At 59.8% G+C, this 16756-nt stretch carries 15 protein-coding genes and 1 riboswitch; of the genes, 12 read left to right on the forward strand and 3 right to left on the reverse strand.

Translation table 11 applies throughout. The annotated features are described in order from the left end of the window. Positions 1-14: 14 nt before the first annotated feature. From CPA42_RS03215 to CPA42_RS03255, 9 genes are all read left to right on the forward strand, one after another. Positions 15-1019 (forward strand): ornithine carbamoyltransferase, encoded by a 1005-nt coding sequence (locus tag CPA42_RS03215; RefSeq protein WP_002515187.1) that lies wholly within the window; start codon positions 15-17, stop codon positions 1017-1019. 20 nt (positions 1020-1039) lie between these two features. Beyond that, positions 1040-1945 (forward strand): carbamate kinase, encoded by a 906-nt coding sequence (arcC, locus tag CPA42_RS03220; RefSeq protein WP_002515151.1) that lies wholly within the window; start codon positions 1040-1042, stop codon positions 1943-1945. A gap of 134 nt (positions 1946-2079) precedes the next feature. Then, positions 2080-2625, forward strand: coding sequence for an arginine repressor (locus tag CPA42_RS03225; RefSeq protein ID WP_002519213.1), 546 nt, complete (start codon positions 2080-2082; stop codon positions 2623-2625). A 181-nt stretch (positions 2626-2806) separates the two neighbouring features. Beyond that, complete coding sequence (locus CPA42_RS03230; RefSeq protein ID WP_002519212.1) at positions 2807-3469, forward strand: peptidyl-tRNA hydrolase; 663 nt, start codon at positions 2807-2809, stop codon at positions 3467-3469. 23 nt (positions 3470-3492) lie between these two features. Beyond that, a complete protein-coding gene (locus tag CPA42_RS03235; protein ID WP_002515169.1) occupies positions 3493-4020 on the forward strand; it encodes a glycine cleavage system transcriptional repressor in 528 nt (175 codons plus the stop codon). 25 nt (positions 4021-4045) lie between these two features. Further along, positions 4046-5014, forward strand: coding sequence for an aldo/keto reductase (locus tag CPA42_RS03240; protein ID WP_002515124.1), 969 nt, complete (start codon positions 4046-4048; stop codon positions 5012-5014). Positions 5015-5066: 52 nt separating this feature from the next. After that, entirely contained in the window at positions 5067-5570 is a 504-nt protein-coding gene (gene tpx, locus CPA42_RS03245; protein ID WP_002515184.1) for a thiol peroxidase, read from the forward strand. Between the two features lie 79 nt (positions 5571-5649). Then, positions 5650-7155: an amino acid permease gene (locus CPA42_RS03250; RefSeq protein ID WP_002519211.1), complete on the forward strand. Its 1506-nt coding sequence runs from the start codon at positions 5650-5652 to the stop codon at positions 7153-7155. Positions 7156-7199: 44 nt separating this feature from the next. Beyond that, positions 7200-8435 (forward strand): alpha-amylase family protein, encoded by a 1236-nt coding sequence (locus CPA42_RS03255; RefSeq protein ID WP_002515175.1) that lies wholly within the window; start codon positions 7200-7202, stop codon positions 8433-8435. A 24-nt stretch (positions 8436-8459) separates the two neighbouring features. On the opposite strand, the gene CPA42_RS03260 is transcribed toward CPA42_RS03255, so the two are convergent. The 3 genes from CPA42_RS03260 to CPA42_RS13365 all read right to left on the reverse strand — a co-directional run bounded on the left by CPA42_RS03260 (position 8460) and on the right by CPA42_RS13365 (position 10695). Then, a complete protein-coding gene (locus tag CPA42_RS03260; RefSeq protein ID WP_032504870.1) occupies positions 8460-9626 on the reverse strand; it encodes a nucleotide sugar dehydrogenase in 1167 nt (388 codons plus the stop codon). Positions 9627-9769: 143 nt separating this feature from the next. After that, positions 9770-10384, reverse strand: coding sequence for a serine aminopeptidase domain-containing protein (locus CPA42_RS13065; protein ID WP_002515183.1), 615 nt, complete (start codon positions 10382-10384; stop codon positions 9770-9772). After that, positions 10354-10695, reverse strand: a complete 342-nt coding sequence (locus tag CPA42_RS13365; protein ID WP_002515192.1) for an alpha/beta hydrolase — start codon at positions 10693-10695, stop codon at positions 10354-10356. The genes CPA42_RS13065 and CPA42_RS13365 overlap by 31 nt, the downstream gene beginning before the upstream one ends. A gap of 213 nt (positions 10696-10908) precedes the next feature. Further along, positions 10909-11160: riboswitch (cobalamin riboswitch) on the forward strand. Positions 11161-11240: 80 nt separating this feature from the next. Here CPA42_RS13365 and mutA point away from each other — a divergent pair. From mutA to meaB, 3 genes are all read left to right on the forward strand, one after another. Then, positions 11241-13151 (forward strand): methylmalonyl-CoA mutase small subunit, encoded by a 1911-nt coding sequence (gene mutA / locus CPA42_RS03275; protein ID WP_002515197.1) that lies wholly within the window; start codon positions 11241-11243, stop codon positions 13149-13151. Then, the gene (gene scpA, locus CPA42_RS03280; RefSeq protein WP_002515157.1) at positions 13148-15337 is read left to right on the forward strand and encodes a methylmalonyl-CoA mutase; all 2190 of its coding nucleotides are present in this window, start codon (positions 13148-13150) and stop codon (positions 15335-15337) included. Before mutA ends, scpA begins: the two co-directional genes overlap by 4 nt. 153 nt (positions 15338-15490) lie before the next feature. After that, positions 15491-16537, forward strand: a complete 1047-nt coding sequence (gene meaB / locus CPA42_RS03285) for a methylmalonyl Co-A mutase-associated GTPase MeaB (protein WP_002519207.1) — start codon at positions 15491-15493, stop codon at positions 16535-16537. Positions 16538-16756 lie beyond the last annotated feature (219 nt).

The following is a 16756-nucleotide window of genomic DNA, read 5'->3' on the forward strand; positions in this document are numbered from 1 at the left end:
AGGAATATCAGATCATGGCTTTTAATCTGAAGAATCGTCATTTGTTGTCGTTGGCGCATCATAGTACTGAGGAAATCAAGTTCCTTGTCGGCTTGGCTGCAGATCTCAAAGAAGCCAAGTACTGCGGGACGGAGCAGCCGCTCCTCAAGGGGAAGAACATTGCCCTCATTTTCGAGAAGGCGTCGACTCGTACCCGTTGTGCCTTCGAGGTGGCGGCTCACGACCAGGGTGCTCACGTGACCTACTTGGGGCCCAGCGGATCTCACATTGGCCACAAGGAGTCCATGAAGGACACGGCCCGCGTCCTGGGGCGTATGTATGACGGCATCGAGTACCGCGGGTTCCACCAGTCGGTGGTGGAAGAGCTGGCTGAATACGCAGGTGTCCCGGTTTTCAATGGCCTGACCGACGAGTTCCACCCGACCCAGATGCTCGCTGACGCTCTCACCATGCGTGAGCATGCTGAGAAACCGTTCCACGAGATCAAGTTCGCTTACGTCGGCGACGGGCGCAACAACATGGGCCGTTCGCTCCTGCTGCTGGGTGCCAAGCTCGGCATGGATGTGTGTATCGGTGCTCCCGAGGGGCTGCAGCCTGAGGCCGAATTGGTGGAACGTTGCCGCGAGTGGGCCGAGCAGTCCGGTGGCAAGGTGCTGGTGACCGCTTCTGCGGAGGAGGCCGTGCGCGATGTCGACTTCATCCACACCGACGTGTGGGTGTCCATGGGCGAGCCTGTGGAGAGCTGGAGCGAGCGGGTCGGCACCTTGCTGCCGTTCCAGATCAATGATGCGTTGGTCAAGGCTGCTGGTAACCCGCGCGTCAAGGTGATGCACTGCCTGCCGGCATTCCACAACAGTGAGACGGCGGTTGGTGCTGAGGTTGCCAAGACCTACCCGGAGCTGGCCAATGGCATTGAGGTGACGGAGTCCGTGTTCGAGTCGCCTGCCTGCATCGCGTTTGACCAAGCGGAAAATCGCATGCACACCATCAAGGCCGTCCTGGTGTCCTCCCTGGCCTGACGAGTGATCTGAGGAAGAATATGAGGATTTTGGTTGCACTTGGTGGTAACGCGTTGCTGCGGCGTGGCGAGACCATGACGGCGGAGAATCAGCGTGCCAATGTGCGCATCGCCGCAAACCACATCAAGGAGGTTGCGGTCGATCACGAGGTCGTTGTAGCCCATGGTAATGGCCCCCAGGTAGGTCTGTTGGCTCTGCAATCGACAGCCTACGAGGAAGTCGGTATCTATCCGCTGGATGTCCTGGGCGCAGAGTCACAGGCCATGATCGGCTACATGATCGAGCAGGAACTCGGCAATGTGATGCCTCAGGATCAGCAGATCGTCACCATGATCACGATGACAGTCGTCGACGCAGATGATCCTGCTTTCAAGCATCCCACGAAACCGATCGGCCCGGTCTACGACGAGGCAACTGCCAGGCGCCTGGCGGCTGAGAAGGGCTGGACGATAGCCCCGGACGGAGAGTACTACCGGCGTGTGGTCGCGTCCCCGCAGCCCAGGAACATCATCGAGCAGAAGGCGATCCGCCAGTTGGTGGATTCCGGCGTCATGGTGGTGTGTGCCGGAGGCGGCGGCGTCCCCTGCGTCTACGACGAGGACGGTATTCTGCACGGGGCTGAGGCAGTCATTGACAAGGATCTTGCGTCAGCCGAACTCGCCGTGCGTGTCGACGCGGACCTGCTGGTCATCGCTACCGATGTGGCCGGTGTGTTCCGCAACTGGGGAGAGCCTGATCAGGAGCGCATCGAGCAGATGCACGCATCGGATGCCCTCAACACGGAGTTTGCCGCTGGCTCGATGGGTCCGAAGGTTAAGGCCGCCTGCAACTTTGCGTTGGCTACCGGGAAACGTGCTGTGATCGGGTCGTTGGAAGACATCCAAGGTCTGGTCGCGGGCACGCACGGGACTGCCATCATCCCCTGACAGCGATGAACTGAAGCCCCGCCGGGATAGTAGCATGCCGTGTACAAAGTACACGACGACGCTAGAGAGTCCCGGCGGGGTTGCCATGGGTTAAGGCTCTAGGGTATTCGTGACGGGTGTGTGCGAAAGGGGCGATGTCGTTGTCGAACGATGATCACAGACCGGTTCTCATATCTAGGGCGGCAAGGCTGTCGCGCATTAGCGCTTTAATTCGATCTGAGCAGATATCTTCCCAAGCTGAATTGGCGCGTAGGCTAGCTGCCGAGGGAATAGTCGTGAGCCAGGGCACTCTTTCCCGAGACCTCAAGGATGTAGGGGCGGCGCGCGGTCGAGATCAGTTGGGGAATTTTCAATACAGCATTCCTGAGGGTGAGCATCCTTCCCAAATGACGACGGGGCTGCCTGCTCGGAACCATTTGGCTCGTATGTGTCACTCACTGTGCATCGCTGTCAATTACAATAACGGTGCGGTGGTAATTAAGACTCCTCCGGGCGCAGCACAATATTTGGGTTCAGCTATTGACACCTCGGGTGTCCATACAGTGCTTGGCACCATCGCGGGTGACGACACTGTCCTCGTTGTTTGTAAGGTCGGAGTTGAAGGAGAAGATCTTGCAAGGTTGTTCCGCGAAATGGCTGAGACAGGGTTGCCAGCCAAGGGACTGGTTGCAGTGAATTGATGGAGCGCCATGGCGAGATTGGCGCTTTGTCACGGGCGAGCGCTCACAAAGGCCAGTGCGCGGCACAGCGCTGAGGAGAGTTTTCACAATGACACAGTGATGTGTCGTCTGTTCCGTTGTCGGTCTGACCGGTATCGTGCCACGGGTGACTACACCCGACCACGAACCCGACCCCTGGGCAATGCAACTGGTGCTACTTCGTGATAAACATCACCCGGCACGTCAGGTAGACGCTTGCGAGGCGGCAGCGCGAGCCGTCGTCTTTCTTCTCGATGATCCTCGTACCCAACCGGGAGGCCCATGGCATGACGCCGTGCGGCAGTGGTCTGACAAGCGCATCCGCAAGATCGTCCGCCGCGCCTCTGGAAAGAGATGGGACGACGTCCAGGTTCTCGACGGCGTCACCATCAGCCAGGATCCACCCCCGTATGCCAGTCCCGAAACTGGTCCAGCCAGGGTACGGGCCTTCGTTCCAGCCCCGGTGCACCCGCAGCCCAAGCAGATCGACAAACTTCAGGTCGCCGGCACCAACTTGCCTGCCGACGGCGATTCCGCCACTACCGAACCCGTTGTCACGATAGAAATTAACCCTCGCATTGAGATGACTACCGGCAAGGCTTGCGCTCAGTGTGGCCATGCCGCCCAGCTCGCCCACGAGGCTATGAGCTTCGGTAACGACGATGACCGCCACACTCTGGAAACCTGGCGCCACGACGGATTTCGAGTTCGCGTTGTTACACCCACGGTTGAGCATTGGGACTCTGATGTTGCTCGGGTGAGAGTCGTTGATGCCGGTTTCACGGAGTTTGATGGCCCCACTGCGACTACCAGGGCGCGGTGGTGACCGGGGCCGCGTAGACTCGTGTCATGACTCAGCTCCTTCTCACCGTGGTCGGCGCCGACCGCTCCGGGCTCGTCTCCGACTTGTCTGAAATTGTTGCCCATTACGACGGAAATTGGCTTGATAGCCGTATGGCACGGCTCGCTGGTGCCTTCGCGGGGATTGTCCTCGTTGACATCAAAAGTTCTAAGGTCGAGCCTCTTAAGGCTGACCTAGCCGGTCTTGAGGTCAAGGGCTTGCGGGTCACTGTTACTGATACTATCCCGACTACCCCGCAGCAGGATGAGGGCGAGGCTGCCTTGGTGGTTCACCTCGTCGGCCACGACCATCCGGGCATCATCCATAAAGTAACGGCTACCATGGCTCGCCTCGGGGTCACCATCGACGATCTTTCGACTGGGTTGCGTGAGGCCCCGATGGGGGACGGCATCCTCTTTGAGGCGCAGGTGCAGTGCCGGATTACAAACGCGACGACCCTCGACGATCTACGCTCGGAACTAGAAGCCATTGCCACCGAGATCATGGTTGACATCGATCTGGTTGACCGGTCCTGATCCCGGGCATCGTCTAGGAGGTCTCATGACTCGTATCCCTGGCACAGATCTGGACATCAGACCATTGGTTTTGGGGGCCAATACCTTCGGCTGGACGGCTGATGAACACGACTCCCATGCCATCCTCGACGCTTTCCTTGGTGCCGGGGGATCGCTGGTCGACACCGCTGACGGCTATTCCCATTGGGCCGACGGCAATAACGGGGGCGAGTCCGAGCGAATCATTGGTTCTTGGTTGGAACAAGGCGGGCGACGTGACGACATCGTTATTGCCACGAAAGTTGCTACCCACCCAGAGTTCAAGGGCTTGGCGCCGGAGAACATCTCTGCCGCAGTTGACGCTTCCCTGGCCCGGCTCCATACCGACCACATTGATCTCTACTACGCCCACTTCGACGACGACACCCAGCAGATCGAGGACATGGCAGCGGCTTTTGACAAGCTTGTCAAGGCTGGCAAGGTGCGCTGGGTTGGCTTGTCGAATTTCTCGGTGGCCCGCGAGCAGAAGTGGCTTGAGGTGGCCGAGCATGAAGGACTAGCCAGCCCGGTGGCATTGCAGCCCCAGTACAACTTGTTGCATCGCGCAGACGTTGAGGATCCGCAGGGCTATGGTCAGCTCGCCAGTGAGTACAGTCTGGCCCTCTTCCCGTACTTTTCGCTGGCGTCGGGGTTCCTCACAGGCAAGTACGCCACGCGGAACGACCTGCACGGTGTCACCCGAGAATCCATGATGGCGGCGTACTTGCCAGACGCCGAGCACGAGAAGGCGGCCTTCGCTGTCCTCGATCAATTGCGTCAGATTGCTGGGGACCATCGCGTCGAGGTGACCTCGGTCTCATTGGCGTGGCTACTGGCTAAAGGGGTTACCGCACCTATTGCTTCGGCGCGCACTATCGACCAGCTTGATGCTTTGCTAGCCGCTCCCGACCTCGTCTTGTCCAGCGACGAAGTTTGCGCTCTGGACGAGGTGTCGGCTGTGTTCGCCCATGAGTGAATCATCTGCCGAATACTCGTGGTCGATGGTCTGGCCTGCATAGGGTACCGACATGGCTACTACCGCTTTGATGGGAAAACCCCTTAACACCGTCGGGGACCTTCCTCAGGTCGGTTCCTTGTTGCCGTCGTTCGCTCTCGTCAAGAGTGACTTGTCGGAGCTGAGAAGCGATGAGTTGAAGGGCAAGAAGCTCGTCCTCAACATTTTCCCGAGTGTGGACACCGGAGTGTGTGCAACGAGTGTGCGCACCTTCAACGAGAAAGCCGCTGGACTCGACGACACCATCGTCTTATGTGTTTCTCGTGACCTTCCATTCGCCCAGGCTCGCTTCTGCGGTGCGGAGGGCATCAAGAACGTCGTTGTCGCCTCGGCCTTCCGCTCCCATTTTGGTAAGGACCTTGGCGTTACCCTCGCCGATGGCCCGATGCAGCATCTGCTCGCGCGCGCCATCATCGTCGTGAACGCTGAGGGAAAGGTTACCTACACCCAGCTCGTCGATGAGATCACTACCGAGCCGGATTACGACGCTGCCCTCGAGGCTGCGTCCAAGGCCTGATTCACGTCGGTTTTGAGGGGCGTTTTGGCATAAAGTCGGGGCGCCCCTGATTTTGTGCCGCGTATCGACATACGGAGTATTGAGTAAGGAGGTGGGGGAGGGCGGTACAGTGGCCGACGCTTCGTTCAGCAGGGCGGGGCGCTCCTATCTGAGGACCACCATGGACGGCGAATTGAAGCGCGGGCTCTCCTCGCGGCACATGAACATGATCGCAATCGGCGGGGCCATTGGTACTGGCCTGTTCGTGGCATCTGGTGCCACCATCTCCCAAGCTGGGCCGGGTGGAGCTCTGGTTGCCTACTTCGCTATGGGGCTTATGGTCTTCTTGCTTATGCAGTCTCTCGGCGAGATGAGCTCCTATCTCCCGGTGCCAGGCGCATTCGAAACCTATGCCACCAGATTCGTCTCGCCTTCCTTTGGCTTCGCATTGGGGTGGAATTACTGGTTCAACTGGGCCATCACGGTCGCTGCTGAATTAGCTGCTGCCTCCATCGTTATGGCCTACTGGTGGCCCGGTGTACCGGCCTGGATGTGGTCGGTCGGATTCCTGGCGTTGCTCTTCCTCCTGAACGTCTTGTCTGCCCGCGCGTATGGTGAGAGCGAGTTCTGGTTCGCCATCATCAAGGTGACGGCAGTTATCGTCTTCCTGGTGCTTGGGATCCTCATGATCGCCGGCGTGATGGGGACATCTCCTGGTCTATCTCATTGGCGTCGCGGTGACGCGCCCTTCGTTCACGGGTTCGGTGGCATCCTGACTGTCTTTCTTATTGCTGGATTCTCCTTCCAGGGCACCGAGCTCATCGGCATTGCTGCAGGAGAATCGAAAGACCCCCGAATGACGATCCCCAAGGCCACTCGTCAGATTTTCTGGCGGATCATGATCTTCTACATCGGTGCCATCGCCGTTATCGGTTTGTTGCTGCCTTATACTGACCCGCACCTGCTTGCGGGCGAGGTCACCGATGTTGCTGTCAGCCCGTTTACGTTGGTCCTAAAGCGGGCCGGTGTTGCTGCTGCGGCGGCTGTCATGAATGCGGTCATCCTTACCTCGGTGCTTTCGGCTGGTAACTCTGGTCTTTATGCGTCCACCCGAATGCTTTACGCCCTAGCGCGTGAGGGCAAAGCTCCTCGCATCCTTGGCCGTACTAGTCGACGAGGTGTCCCGGTGCCGGCTCTTATCGTCACTACTCTTGTCGGCGCGGCCTGTTTTGCTACATCTCTGGTGGGGTCAGGCCAGGCATACACCTGGTTGGTCAATATCTCTGGTCTGTGTGGATTCATCGCATGGATCGGTATTGCGATATGCCATATCCAGTTCCGGCGCGCCTTTCAGGCTCAGGGGCACGACCTGTCCGAGTTGCCGTATCGGGCGCGCTGGTATCCTGCCGGTCCTATCGTCGCCGGGGTGTTGTGCGTCATCGTTACTCTCGGCCAGGGACGTGACGCAGTTCTCAGCGGTGATGTCACCGACATGATCGTCGCTTACATCAGCATTCCGGTATTCCTGGCGTTGTGGGTCGGTCACAAGATTGTCACCAAGGCGCCTCATGCCGACCTTTCAACGGCCGATCTTCATCACGACTGACATGATGGTGGTAATTGATCGGCCGTGACAAACGGGGAGGCATCATGGCTTATCGGCCCGGATGGGTTGACCACCTCATTGGGTGGCACGTCTATCCCCTGGGGTTCGTCGGAGCTCCGGCACGACTGGAATCTCAGGAGGTGAGTCATCGTCTCGCTCATCTGGGAGCCTGGCTTGACCATGCCGTGGCACTGGGCTGTTCAAGTCTGGCCTTAGGGCCGGTCTTTTCCTCGGCTAGCCACGGCTACGACACCTTGGACTACTTCACTATCGACCCTCGGCTAGGCGACGACGATGACTTCGATCACCTGCTTCAGGCCGCCCATGCTCGTGGTCTGTCAGTACTGCTCGACGGGGTGTTCAACCACGTCTCGCGTCGCAACCGCATCGTGCAGGATGCGCAGAGTGCTGGGCCAGATTCAGACGCCGGCCGCATGGTTCGCTGGTGTGCGGGGCGCCTCGACGTTTTCGAGGGTCATAGTGACCTGGTCGCACTCAACCACGACAACCCCGCAGTGCGGGAACATGTCACCCGGATCATGAACTATTGGTGCGGTCGCGGTGTTGACGGCTGGCGGCTGGACGCCGCCTATTCCGTCAATCCTGAGTTCTGGGCTGCGGTGCTGCCCTCGGTGCGAGAGAAGTACCCTGACGTGTGGATCTTCGGTGAAGTTATTCACGGCGACTATGCGAGTATCGTTCGAGCCTCGGGGATGGATCCGGTGACCCAGTACGAGTTATGGAAAGGGATCTGGTCCTCTATCGAGTCTCGTAACTTTTTCGAGCTAGATCATGCTTTGGGCCGCCATAACGAGTTCAGCGATGCCTTCACCCCGATGACCTTCGTCGGCAACCATGACGTCACCCGTATCGCCTCGAGGGTGGGACAGGACGGCGCAGTTCTCGCAACCGCGATACTCGCCACCATTGGAGGTATCCCGCTCATCTATTACGGGGACGAGCTAGCTTATCGTGGAGTCAAAGAAGAGAGGTTCGGAGGCGACGACGATATTCGCCCGGTATTCCCCGCCAGCCCGGCGGATTTGTCGAACCTCGGCGCCGACACCCTGCGCGCTCATCAAAGCCTGCTTGGCTTGCGGCGCCGACATCCGTGGTTGGTGGACGCTCGCACCGAGTCCCTGGATCTCACGAACGAACGCTATGTCTATCGCACCGGCGTGCCGGGGGTCGAACCTCTTATCGTCGAACTTGATGTGCGCGATGGCTGCTCGGTTCTCATCCGGGAAGCCGGTCAGGTCGTTTGGTCTAGCGGAGCCTGATCCTTGTGACCGGCATCGCCCGGGTCAGTCCCCACCGAAGAGATCCCGGGTGTAGACCTTGTCAGCGACATCGGATAAATCCGGTGACATCCGGTTGGCAATGATGACGTCGCAGTTAGCTTTGAAGAAGGCAAGGTTCTTGGTGACCTCCGAGTGGAAAAACTCGTCGCCGTCAAAGGTCGGCTCGTAGACGACCACCTCGATGCCCTTCGCCATGATGCGCTTCATGACGCCTTGGATCGAGGAGGAACGGAAGTTGTCCGAACCTGCCTTCATGACCAGACGGAAGATCCCCACCCGTTTCGGGTCCCTGGCAATGATGTCAGAGGCGATAAAGTCTTTGCGCACGGTGTTGGAGTCGACGATGGCCTGGATGAGGGTCTGTGGCACGTCCTGGTAATTGGCTAATAGTTGACGGGTGTCTTTAGGCAGGCAGTAACCGCCGTACCCGAAGGACGGGTTGTTGTAGTGGTTGCCAATGCGAGGATCGAGGCAGACCCCGTCAATGACTTGACGGGTAGACAGCCCGCGCTGGGAGGCATAGGTGTCGAGCTCGTTGAAGAAGGACACCCGCATCGCCAGGTAGGTGTTGGCGAAGAGCTTGATGGCCTCGGCCTCGGTGGCACCGACGAAGAGCACCGGGACATTGGTGTCAACGGCCCCGGCAGCCATGAGGTCGGCGAAGAGGTGGGCTTTGGGGGAGTCCGCCCCGACGACGATCCGCGAGGGGTGAAGGTTATCGAACAGAGCCTTACCTTCTCGCAGGAACTCGGGGGAGAAGATGACGTCAAGCCCGGAGCGCTCCTTGCGAACGCCCTCGACGAAGCCCACCGGGATTGTTGATTTAATGACGGTCGTCGTGTGAGGGGCGAGTTCCTGGACCAGATCAAGGACCTCGTCGACGCTTGAGGTGTCGAAGTAGTTTTGGCCAGGGTCATAGTTGGTCGGGGTGGCGATGACGACGAAGTCTGCTCCCCGGTACGCTTCCTGCGGGTCGGTGGTGGCGCGCAGGTCCAGGTTGTGATGGGCCAAGTACTCCGCTATGAGGGGATCAACGATGGTGGTATGCCGGTTGTTGACCATATCGACCCGCTCAGCGTCGATATCGATAGCGACGACGCTGTTATGCTGGGCCAGCAACACGGCATTGGCCATTCCGACGTAGCCCAATCCTGCAACGGCAATCTTCACGGGAGGTCCTTTCGGGGGTCCCCATGAGTTTAAGGCAGCGATGTGGCGTACGACACCAGTCACCTTTTTCCGGCCTCCGGCAACACCTCGTTGCAGGGCTCGCCGTCCAGGGTGAGCCCTGCAACGATCACTATCGCGACCGCCTAATTCCTCTTGGCCACTCGATCTACGAAGGTGACGAGGCTCGATTCCACGTCGGCACGCGACTCGGGCTCGTTGTGCACCTCGTGGCGCAGGCCGTCGTATAGGTGTAGCTCGACGTCGTGCCCGTCCCTTCGCAGGCGTTGCGCGACAGCCTGCACGCCGGTGCCGAAGTTGCCCGCAGGATCCTCGCTGCCCGCAAACAAGGCGATGGGGATCTTCGGCATCGCCGCATAGAAGCCCTCCCCGTTAGCCATGTCGTAGATGTCGGCGAAACCCTGCAGGAAGCGCGTGCTCATTTGGGCACCGAAATTATTGAACTTATCTTTGCCGTAGTCGGCAACCACGTCCCTGTTACGAGCCACCCAGCCGGTGGGGCCGTCGCCTTCGCTCAAGCGGTCAGTACATCCGTCAAACATTTGGGCGACGAGGGACTCGGGGGCGGGACCGGCCGGGTTGGTCGCCATGGCCTTCGCGAGCGCCTCGTGGTCAAGGGTGGTCTCGAGGCCGCGTAGCTGCGCCACGACGCCGCCTAGTGCTAAGCCGTCGAGGCGGGCGTTGGGGCGGGTAGCCATCGCACGGGCAATCAGGGAACCCCAACTGTGACCGAAGACCACCCAGGGTGGCCTGTCAACTGCTGCTGCAGTGTGAGCTCGTCGGAAATGACAACCTCGGCGGAGTTGTCGCCCGCGTCAGCCCACTGGCCCGACTGCATGGCGGTGCGACCGTGGCCGGCATGGTCGTCAGCGACGACGATAAAGCTCGCATCTAGCAGAGCTGAAATCATGTGCAGGTAGCGGCGTGAGTGCTCACCCAGACCGTGGATGATCTGGACGACGGCCGCCGGCGTTCCCACTGGTTCGTAAGCCCATGCCTGGATGGCGTCGCGTCTGTTGCGTGAAGTGAATTCGATTTCCTGCAATGCCATGATTGACCTCCTTGTCAGCGGCTCAGCTGTCAATAGCGGCGAGGCTAACACCTCGTGGGCCGCTGGTGAATGGCTGGTGAGTACGGGTGTCATGTCCAAAGCGGCTAACTGAGCCCAGTACCGCAGGCTCTAGCAGTTACTGCGCGGCCGTTCATCCTGCATGTGCACAATCGTGCACTTGTGACCCCGCTGCACGGAGGTGGTTGTGCGCGGCCTAGTATCGTACCTGCTGGTGCCAAGGAATCCTTCGTGGGATTTTGAGGCGGTAAGAGGGAATCCGGTGAGACTCCGGAACTGCCCCGCAGCGGTGAGTGGGAACGACATCACCATCGTCGCTTATCCGGTTCTCGAATCGGTTTGGCAGCGATCAAGCACTGGGCTTCGGTCTGGGAAGCGGTGACGTAGGACTCGTCGGCAGACGAGGTGCCCACGAGTCCGAATACCTGCCAGAGCGTGTGGTGCACTACGCGTGTACCACAGCGTCCGAGGTCTCGAGGGCCGACCGAGGTCGTCCAACCATCCACAGCGGAGCAGGAGTCTAACGAATGACTGATCCTGACAACCTCGCATCCAAGTCCGTCGAGGACAGGATGCCTGAGGAGTTGAGCCTGGCCGGGGACTTCCCGAAGGTCACCCACGAGCAGTGGGAGGAGGCGGTCCTTAAGGTTCTGAACCGGGGTCGTCCCGAGGGCAAGGAACTCAACATCGAGCAGGGAATGAAGCGCCTCGAGCCGACTACGGTCGACGGCATCCAGATCGAGCCGATGTACCGGCGTCAGGATGCCCCCGAGAAGCTCGGTGTTCCGGGCGTGCCGCCGTTCACTCGTGGTACCACGATCCGTGAAGGCGGCATGGATGCATGGGATGTCCGGGCCCTTCATGAGGATCCCGATGTCGCGTTCACTAAAAAGGCCGTTATCGCCGACCTTGAGCGTGGCGTGACGTCCCTGTGGCTGCGGGTCGGGGCTGACGCCATTAAGCCCGAGGACATTGCGGGTGACCTCAAGGATGTGTTGCTCGACCTGGCCAAGGTTGAGGTCTCTAGCCGTGATGACCAGGAGGCCGCTGCTCAGGCTCTCCTTGATGTTTACATTGAGTCCAAGATCGATGCTGACAAGCTGTCGTTTAACCTCGGTCTGGACCCCATCGGTTTTGCGGCCCTTAATGGCGGTAACCCAGACTTGTCCGGGATGGCCGAGTGGGTCAAGAAGACCGAGAATTACAAGAACTCCCGCCCCTTCGTCGTTGACGCCACGATCTACCACAACGCCGGTGCTGGCGACGTGCACGAACTCGCGTGGGCTGTCGCGACCGGCGTTGAGTACGTCCGAGCTTTCATTGAGCAGGGGCTGACAGCTGAGCAGGCCTTCGATTCCATCAACTTCCGCGTCACGGCCACCCACGACGAGTTCCTCACTATTTCCCGTCTGCGTGCCCTACGTACCTTGTGGAACCGTGTTGGCGAGGTCTTCGAGGTACCGGCTGCTAAGCGTGGTGCCCGTCAAGAAGCGGTCACCAGCTGGCGCGAGCTCACTCGCGACGATCCTTACGTCAATATCCTTCGTGGCACGATCGCAACCTTCGGTGCTGCTGTCGGTGGCGCTGAGGCGGTCACGACCTTGCCTTTCGACGCCGCTATTGGTTTACCGAAGAGTGACTTCTCTCGTCGTATCGCTCGCAACACCGGCATCATTCTCGCTGAAGAGTCGAATATTGGTCGCGCTAATGATCCAGCTGGTGGCTCCTTCTATGTCGAGGCACTCACCAAGAAGTTGGAGGATGCCGGTTGGGCCGAGTTCCAGGCCGTCGAGGCTGCTGGTGGCATGGCTGCCGCCCTCACCGGCGACCATGTCCGCACCGAGCTCGACAAGCTCAACACCGAGCGTGCCAAGCGTCTTGCCACTCGCAAGCAGCCGATTACGGCCGTCAGTGAGTTCCCGCTGCTCGATGCCAAGTCCGTCGAGACCAAACCGTATCCAGCAGCCCCGGCCCGTGAGGGTCTGGAATGGCACCGTGACGCCGAGGTCTTCGAGGCCCTCGTTGATCGCTCTGCCACTTGCCCTGAGCGTCCAAAAGTGTTCCTGGCCTGCCTGGGAACCCGCCGTGACTTTGGCCCGCGCGAGGGATTCTCCGCCCCGGTATGGCACATCGCCGGCATGGAAACCCCCGAGTGTGAGGGGGGCACCACCGAGGAGGTCGTGAAGGCCTTTAAGGAGTCTGGTGCTGATATCGCCGACCTGTGCTCGAACGCCAAGACCTACGCGGCTCAAGGTCTCGAGGTCGCCAAGGCCCTCAAGGAGGCTGGCGCCAAGCTGGTTTACCTGTCAGGTGCCTTCAAGGAATTCGGTGATGATGCCGCCGAGGCCGAGAAGGTCATCGACGGGCGCATCTACCTCGGGATGGACGTCGTGGACGTCCTGACCGCCACTCTGGACACGTTGGGAGTTGCCAAGTGACCACCCTGCCTCGTTTCGATTCCATTAACCTCGGGGATTCTTCGGTTCCCGCAGATGCGCAGGAGCAGTTCGCCAGATTGGCTGCGGCCGCCGGTGAGCAGGAGCCCTGGACCACTCCGGAGCAAATTCCGGTTGGTCACCTCTACTCCGAGGACGTCTACGGTGACATGGACTGGCTAGACACCTACGCCGGTCTGCCACCATTCACACATGGCCCGTACGCCACCATGTATGCCTTCCGGCCGTGGACGATTCGCCAGTACGCCGGATTCTCCACCGCTAAAGAGTCCAACGCGTTCTACCGTCGTAACCTGGCCGCCGGTCAGAAGGGCCTGTCGGTCGCCTTCGACCTGCCGACCCATCGCGGCTACGACTCTGACAACCCGCGTGTTCCCGGCGATGTCGGTATGGCAGGCGTGGCCGTGGACTCCATCCTGGACATGCGTGAGCTCTTTGCGGGCATCCCGCTGGACCGCATGTCGGTGTCCATGACGATGAACGGCGCAGTGCTGCCGATTCTTGCCCTGTACGTTGTTACCGCTGAGGAGCAAGGCGCCAAGCCCGAGCAGCTCGCCGGAACGATCCAGAACGACATCCTCAAGGAGTTCATGGTTCGTAACACGTACATCTATCCGCCGCTGCCTTCGATGCGGATTATCTCCGACATCTTCGCGTACACCAGCGCGAACATGCCGAAGTGGAACTCCATCTCGATCTCCGGCTACCACATGCAAGAAGCTGGCGCTACCGCCGATATCGAGATGGCCTACACTCTGGCCGACGGCGTTGATTACATTCGCGCCGGTGAGTCGGTGGGCCTACAGGTCGACCAGTTTGCGCCGCGTCTTTCCTTCTTCTGGGCCATTGGCACCAACTTCTTCATGGAGGTCGCCAAGATGCGTGCGGCCCGCATGCTGTGGGCCAAGCTGGTGCACCAGTTCAACCCGAAGAATCCGAAGTCGATGAGCTTACGCACTCACTCGCAGACCTCTGGCTGGTCGTTGACAGCCCAGGACGTTTACAACAACGTGATTCGTACTTGTGTGGAGGCCATGGGAGCCACTCAGGGACACACTCAGTCCCTGCACACGAACTCCCTCGACGAGGCCATCGCTCTGCCGACCGACTTCTCCGCCCGTATTGCTCGAAACACCCAGCTGTTCATCCAGCAGGAGTCGGGCACCTGCCGCGTTATCGATCCTTGGAGCGGCTCGGCCTACGTCGAGAAGCTTACCCTCGAGCTGGCTCGCAAGGCCTGGGCTCACATCCAGGAGGTCGAGAAGGCCGGTGGTATGGCCAAGGCCATTGAGAAGGGCATCCCGAAGATGCGCATCGAGGAAGCTGCTGCTCGTACCCAGGCTCGTATCGACTCGGGTCGTCAGCCCCTCATCGGCGTCAACAAGTACCGTCTCGACGAGGAGGAGCCCCTCGAGGTCCTCAAGGTCGACAACACTCAGGTACTCAAGGAACAGAAGGCCAAACTCGAGCAGCTGCGCGCCAACCGCGACGAGGAGGCGTGCCAGGCCGCTCTGGAGAAGATCACCTGGGCAGCTGCCAACCCGGATCCGAGTGATCCTGACCGTAACCTGCTCAAGCTGTGCATTGACGCTGGCCGCGCAGATGCGTCTGTCGGTGAGATGTCTGACGCAATGGAGAAGGTCTTCGGGCGTTACACTGCCCAGATCCGTACCATTGAAGGCGTGTACAGCAAGGCAGCCGGCAATTCTGAGTCCACTAAGAAGGTCCACGAGCTCATCAAGCAGTTTGAGGAGAAGGAAGGCCGTCGTCCGCGTATCATGATCGCGAAGATGGGCCAGGATGGTCACGACCGTGGCCAGAAGGTCGTCGCGACCGCTTATGCTGACCTTGGTATGGACGTTGATGTCGGCCCGCTGTTCCAGACCCCGGAGGAGACTGCTCGACAGGCTGTTGAGGGTGACGTCCACGTTGTCGGTGTCTCCTCACTGGCCGCCGGGCACCTTACGCTAGTGCCGGCCCTGCGTAAGGAACTGGACAAGCTTGGTCGCTCCGACATCATGATTGTCGTCGGTGGCGTCATTCCGACCCAGGACTTCGACGAGCTGCGCAAGGATGGCGCGGCGGCCATCTATCCGCCTGGCACCGTTATCCCGGACGCTGCCGTTGAGTTGATGGAGAAGCTGCTCGCCGCGCACAACGACGACTGAGCCCGATAGGTTGCTAACCTGAACGAGGCCTTCGGAGCCTAGGTTTCGAAGGCCTCGTGAGCTCCCGATGTTGGGATACTACGGAAAACCACGCGGGATGGGGCTGCAACCGTAAACGTCGTCTTCGGGCGGTACGGTAGAAGTACCCACCTGATGAAAGAAATGGTGATCATGCCGATCGACGTCCCCGAACTGGTTGAGCAAGTTCTGGCCGGGAGCCGCCAGCACATTGCCAGGGCGCTGACTCTGGTGGAGTCGAGCAAGCCGGCTCATCGTGAGATGGCGCGCGAGATGCTGCGTCAGCTAGCGCCGCGCACCGGTGATGCCATTCGAGTTGGTATCTCTGGCGTTCCGGGTGCCGGTAAATCCACCTTTATTAACGCCGTGGGCGGCAGACTCATCGATGAGTTTGGCTACAAGGTCGCGGTTTTGGCCGTCGATCCCTCTTCGACGCGAACCGGTGGTTCGATTCTTGGTGACCGCACCCGGATGGGCGATCTGGCTAATCGTGACGAGGCGTTTGTGCGTCCCTCACCCTCGGGGGGCCACCTTGGTGGCGTTGCCCGTGCGACTCGCGAGTCCATGATCGTCATGGAGGCGGCTGGCTACAACGTCGTCCTCGTTGAGACCGTGGGCGTTGGCCAGTCTGAAGTGGCGGTGGCTGGAATGGTCGATACCTTCCTTATGCTCTCGGTTGCTGGAACTGGTGACCAGCTTCAGGGCATTAAGAAAGGGATTCTGGAGCTGGCTGATGTCGTCGCGGTTAACAAGGCTGACGGCGACAATGCGGGTAATGCGCGAGTCTCCGCCCGAGATCTCTCAATTGCTATGAAGCTTGTCTCCTCTGACGCGGACAAGCGTCGTGTTCCGGTGCTCACCTGCTCTTCGTACACCAAGGAGGGCCTTGACGATGTCTGGCAGGCGATTGTTGACCACCGCGCGTATCTAGAGAAGGATGGTTCCCTCCAAATTCGTCGTACTGAGCAGCAGCGGGAATGGCTGTGGAATATGGTCCGCAACGAGATCTTGGAGTCACTTGATACCGACCCCAGCGTTCAGCAGACGGCAGAGCGCATTGAGGCCGGTCTGGGTATCGAGGCTACTAGCGCTCTGGAGGGGGCCGAGGAGATTCTGCGTGCCTTTGCTCGTGCCGTGCCGAGCCTTCCGTGGGCTCAGGGAGAGTTAACGAGCGGGTCCTGAGCTGATGGGCCAGCCAGCAGAAGTAACTGGGGACGTTTAGTGCCCCCGACTTCGTCATGCCGGACGCACACTCGCTATCCAGGCGAGCTCGGTCGTATTTCAGGGAGATTTCTCGATTGTCGTGCGAGACATTTATAGGCTGTGTCAGGCTATGTCTAAATAAATGACCCACTGTCATCCTAGGTTCGTTTCACCTTCAGCAAACTGAGAGGAATGGAC

This window comes from Cutibacterium acnes (assembly GCF_003030305.1).
Classification (GTDB): domain Bacteria; phylum Actinomycetota; class Actinomycetes; order Propionibacteriales; family Propionibacteriaceae; genus Cutibacterium; species Cutibacterium acnes.

What these genes read in the sequence shown, in the direction of transcription:
- CPA42_RS03215 (WP_002515187.1), top strand. Translation starts at nt 15, where the DNA reads ATGGCTTTTAATCTGAAGAATCGTCATTTGTTGTCGTTGGCGCATCAT.
- arcC (WP_002515151.1), top strand. Translation starts at nt 1,040, where the DNA reads ATGAGGATTTTGGTTGCACTTGGTGGTAACGCGTTGCTGCGGCGTGGC.
- CPA42_RS03225 (WP_002519213.1), top strand. Translation starts at nt 2,080, where the DNA reads ATGTCGTTGTCGAACGATGATCACAGACCGGTTCTCATATCTAGGGCG.
- CPA42_RS03230 (WP_002519212.1), top strand. Translation starts at nt 2,807, where the DNA reads ATGCAACTGGTGCTACTTCGTGATAAACATCACCCGGCACGTCAGGTA.
- CPA42_RS03235 (WP_002515169.1), top strand. Translation starts at nt 3,493, where the DNA reads ATGACTCAGCTCCTTCTCACCGTGGTCGGCGCCGACCGCTCCGGGCTC.
- CPA42_RS03240 (WP_002515124.1), top strand. Translation starts at nt 4,046, where the DNA reads ATGACTCGTATCCCTGGCACAGATCTGGACATCAGACCATTGGTTTTG.
- tpx (WP_002515184.1), top strand. Translation starts at nt 5,067, where the DNA reads ATGGCTACTACCGCTTTGATGGGAAAACCCCTTAACACCGTCGGGGAC.
- CPA42_RS03255 (WP_002515175.1), top strand. Translation starts at nt 7,200, where the DNA reads ATGGCTTATCGGCCCGGATGGGTTGACCACCTCATTGGGTGGCACGTC.
- CPA42_RS13365 (WP_002515192.1), bottom strand. Translation starts at nt 10,695, where the DNA reads ATGGCATTGCAGGAAATCGAATTCACTTCACGCAACAGACGCGACGCC.
- mutA (WP_002515197.1), top strand. Translation starts at nt 11,241, where the DNA reads ATGACTGATCCTGACAACCTCGCATCCAAGTCCGTCGAGGACAGGATG.
- meaB (WP_002519207.1), top strand. Translation starts at nt 15,491, where the DNA reads ATGAAAGAAATGGTGATCATGCCGATCGACGTCCCCGAACTGGTTGAG.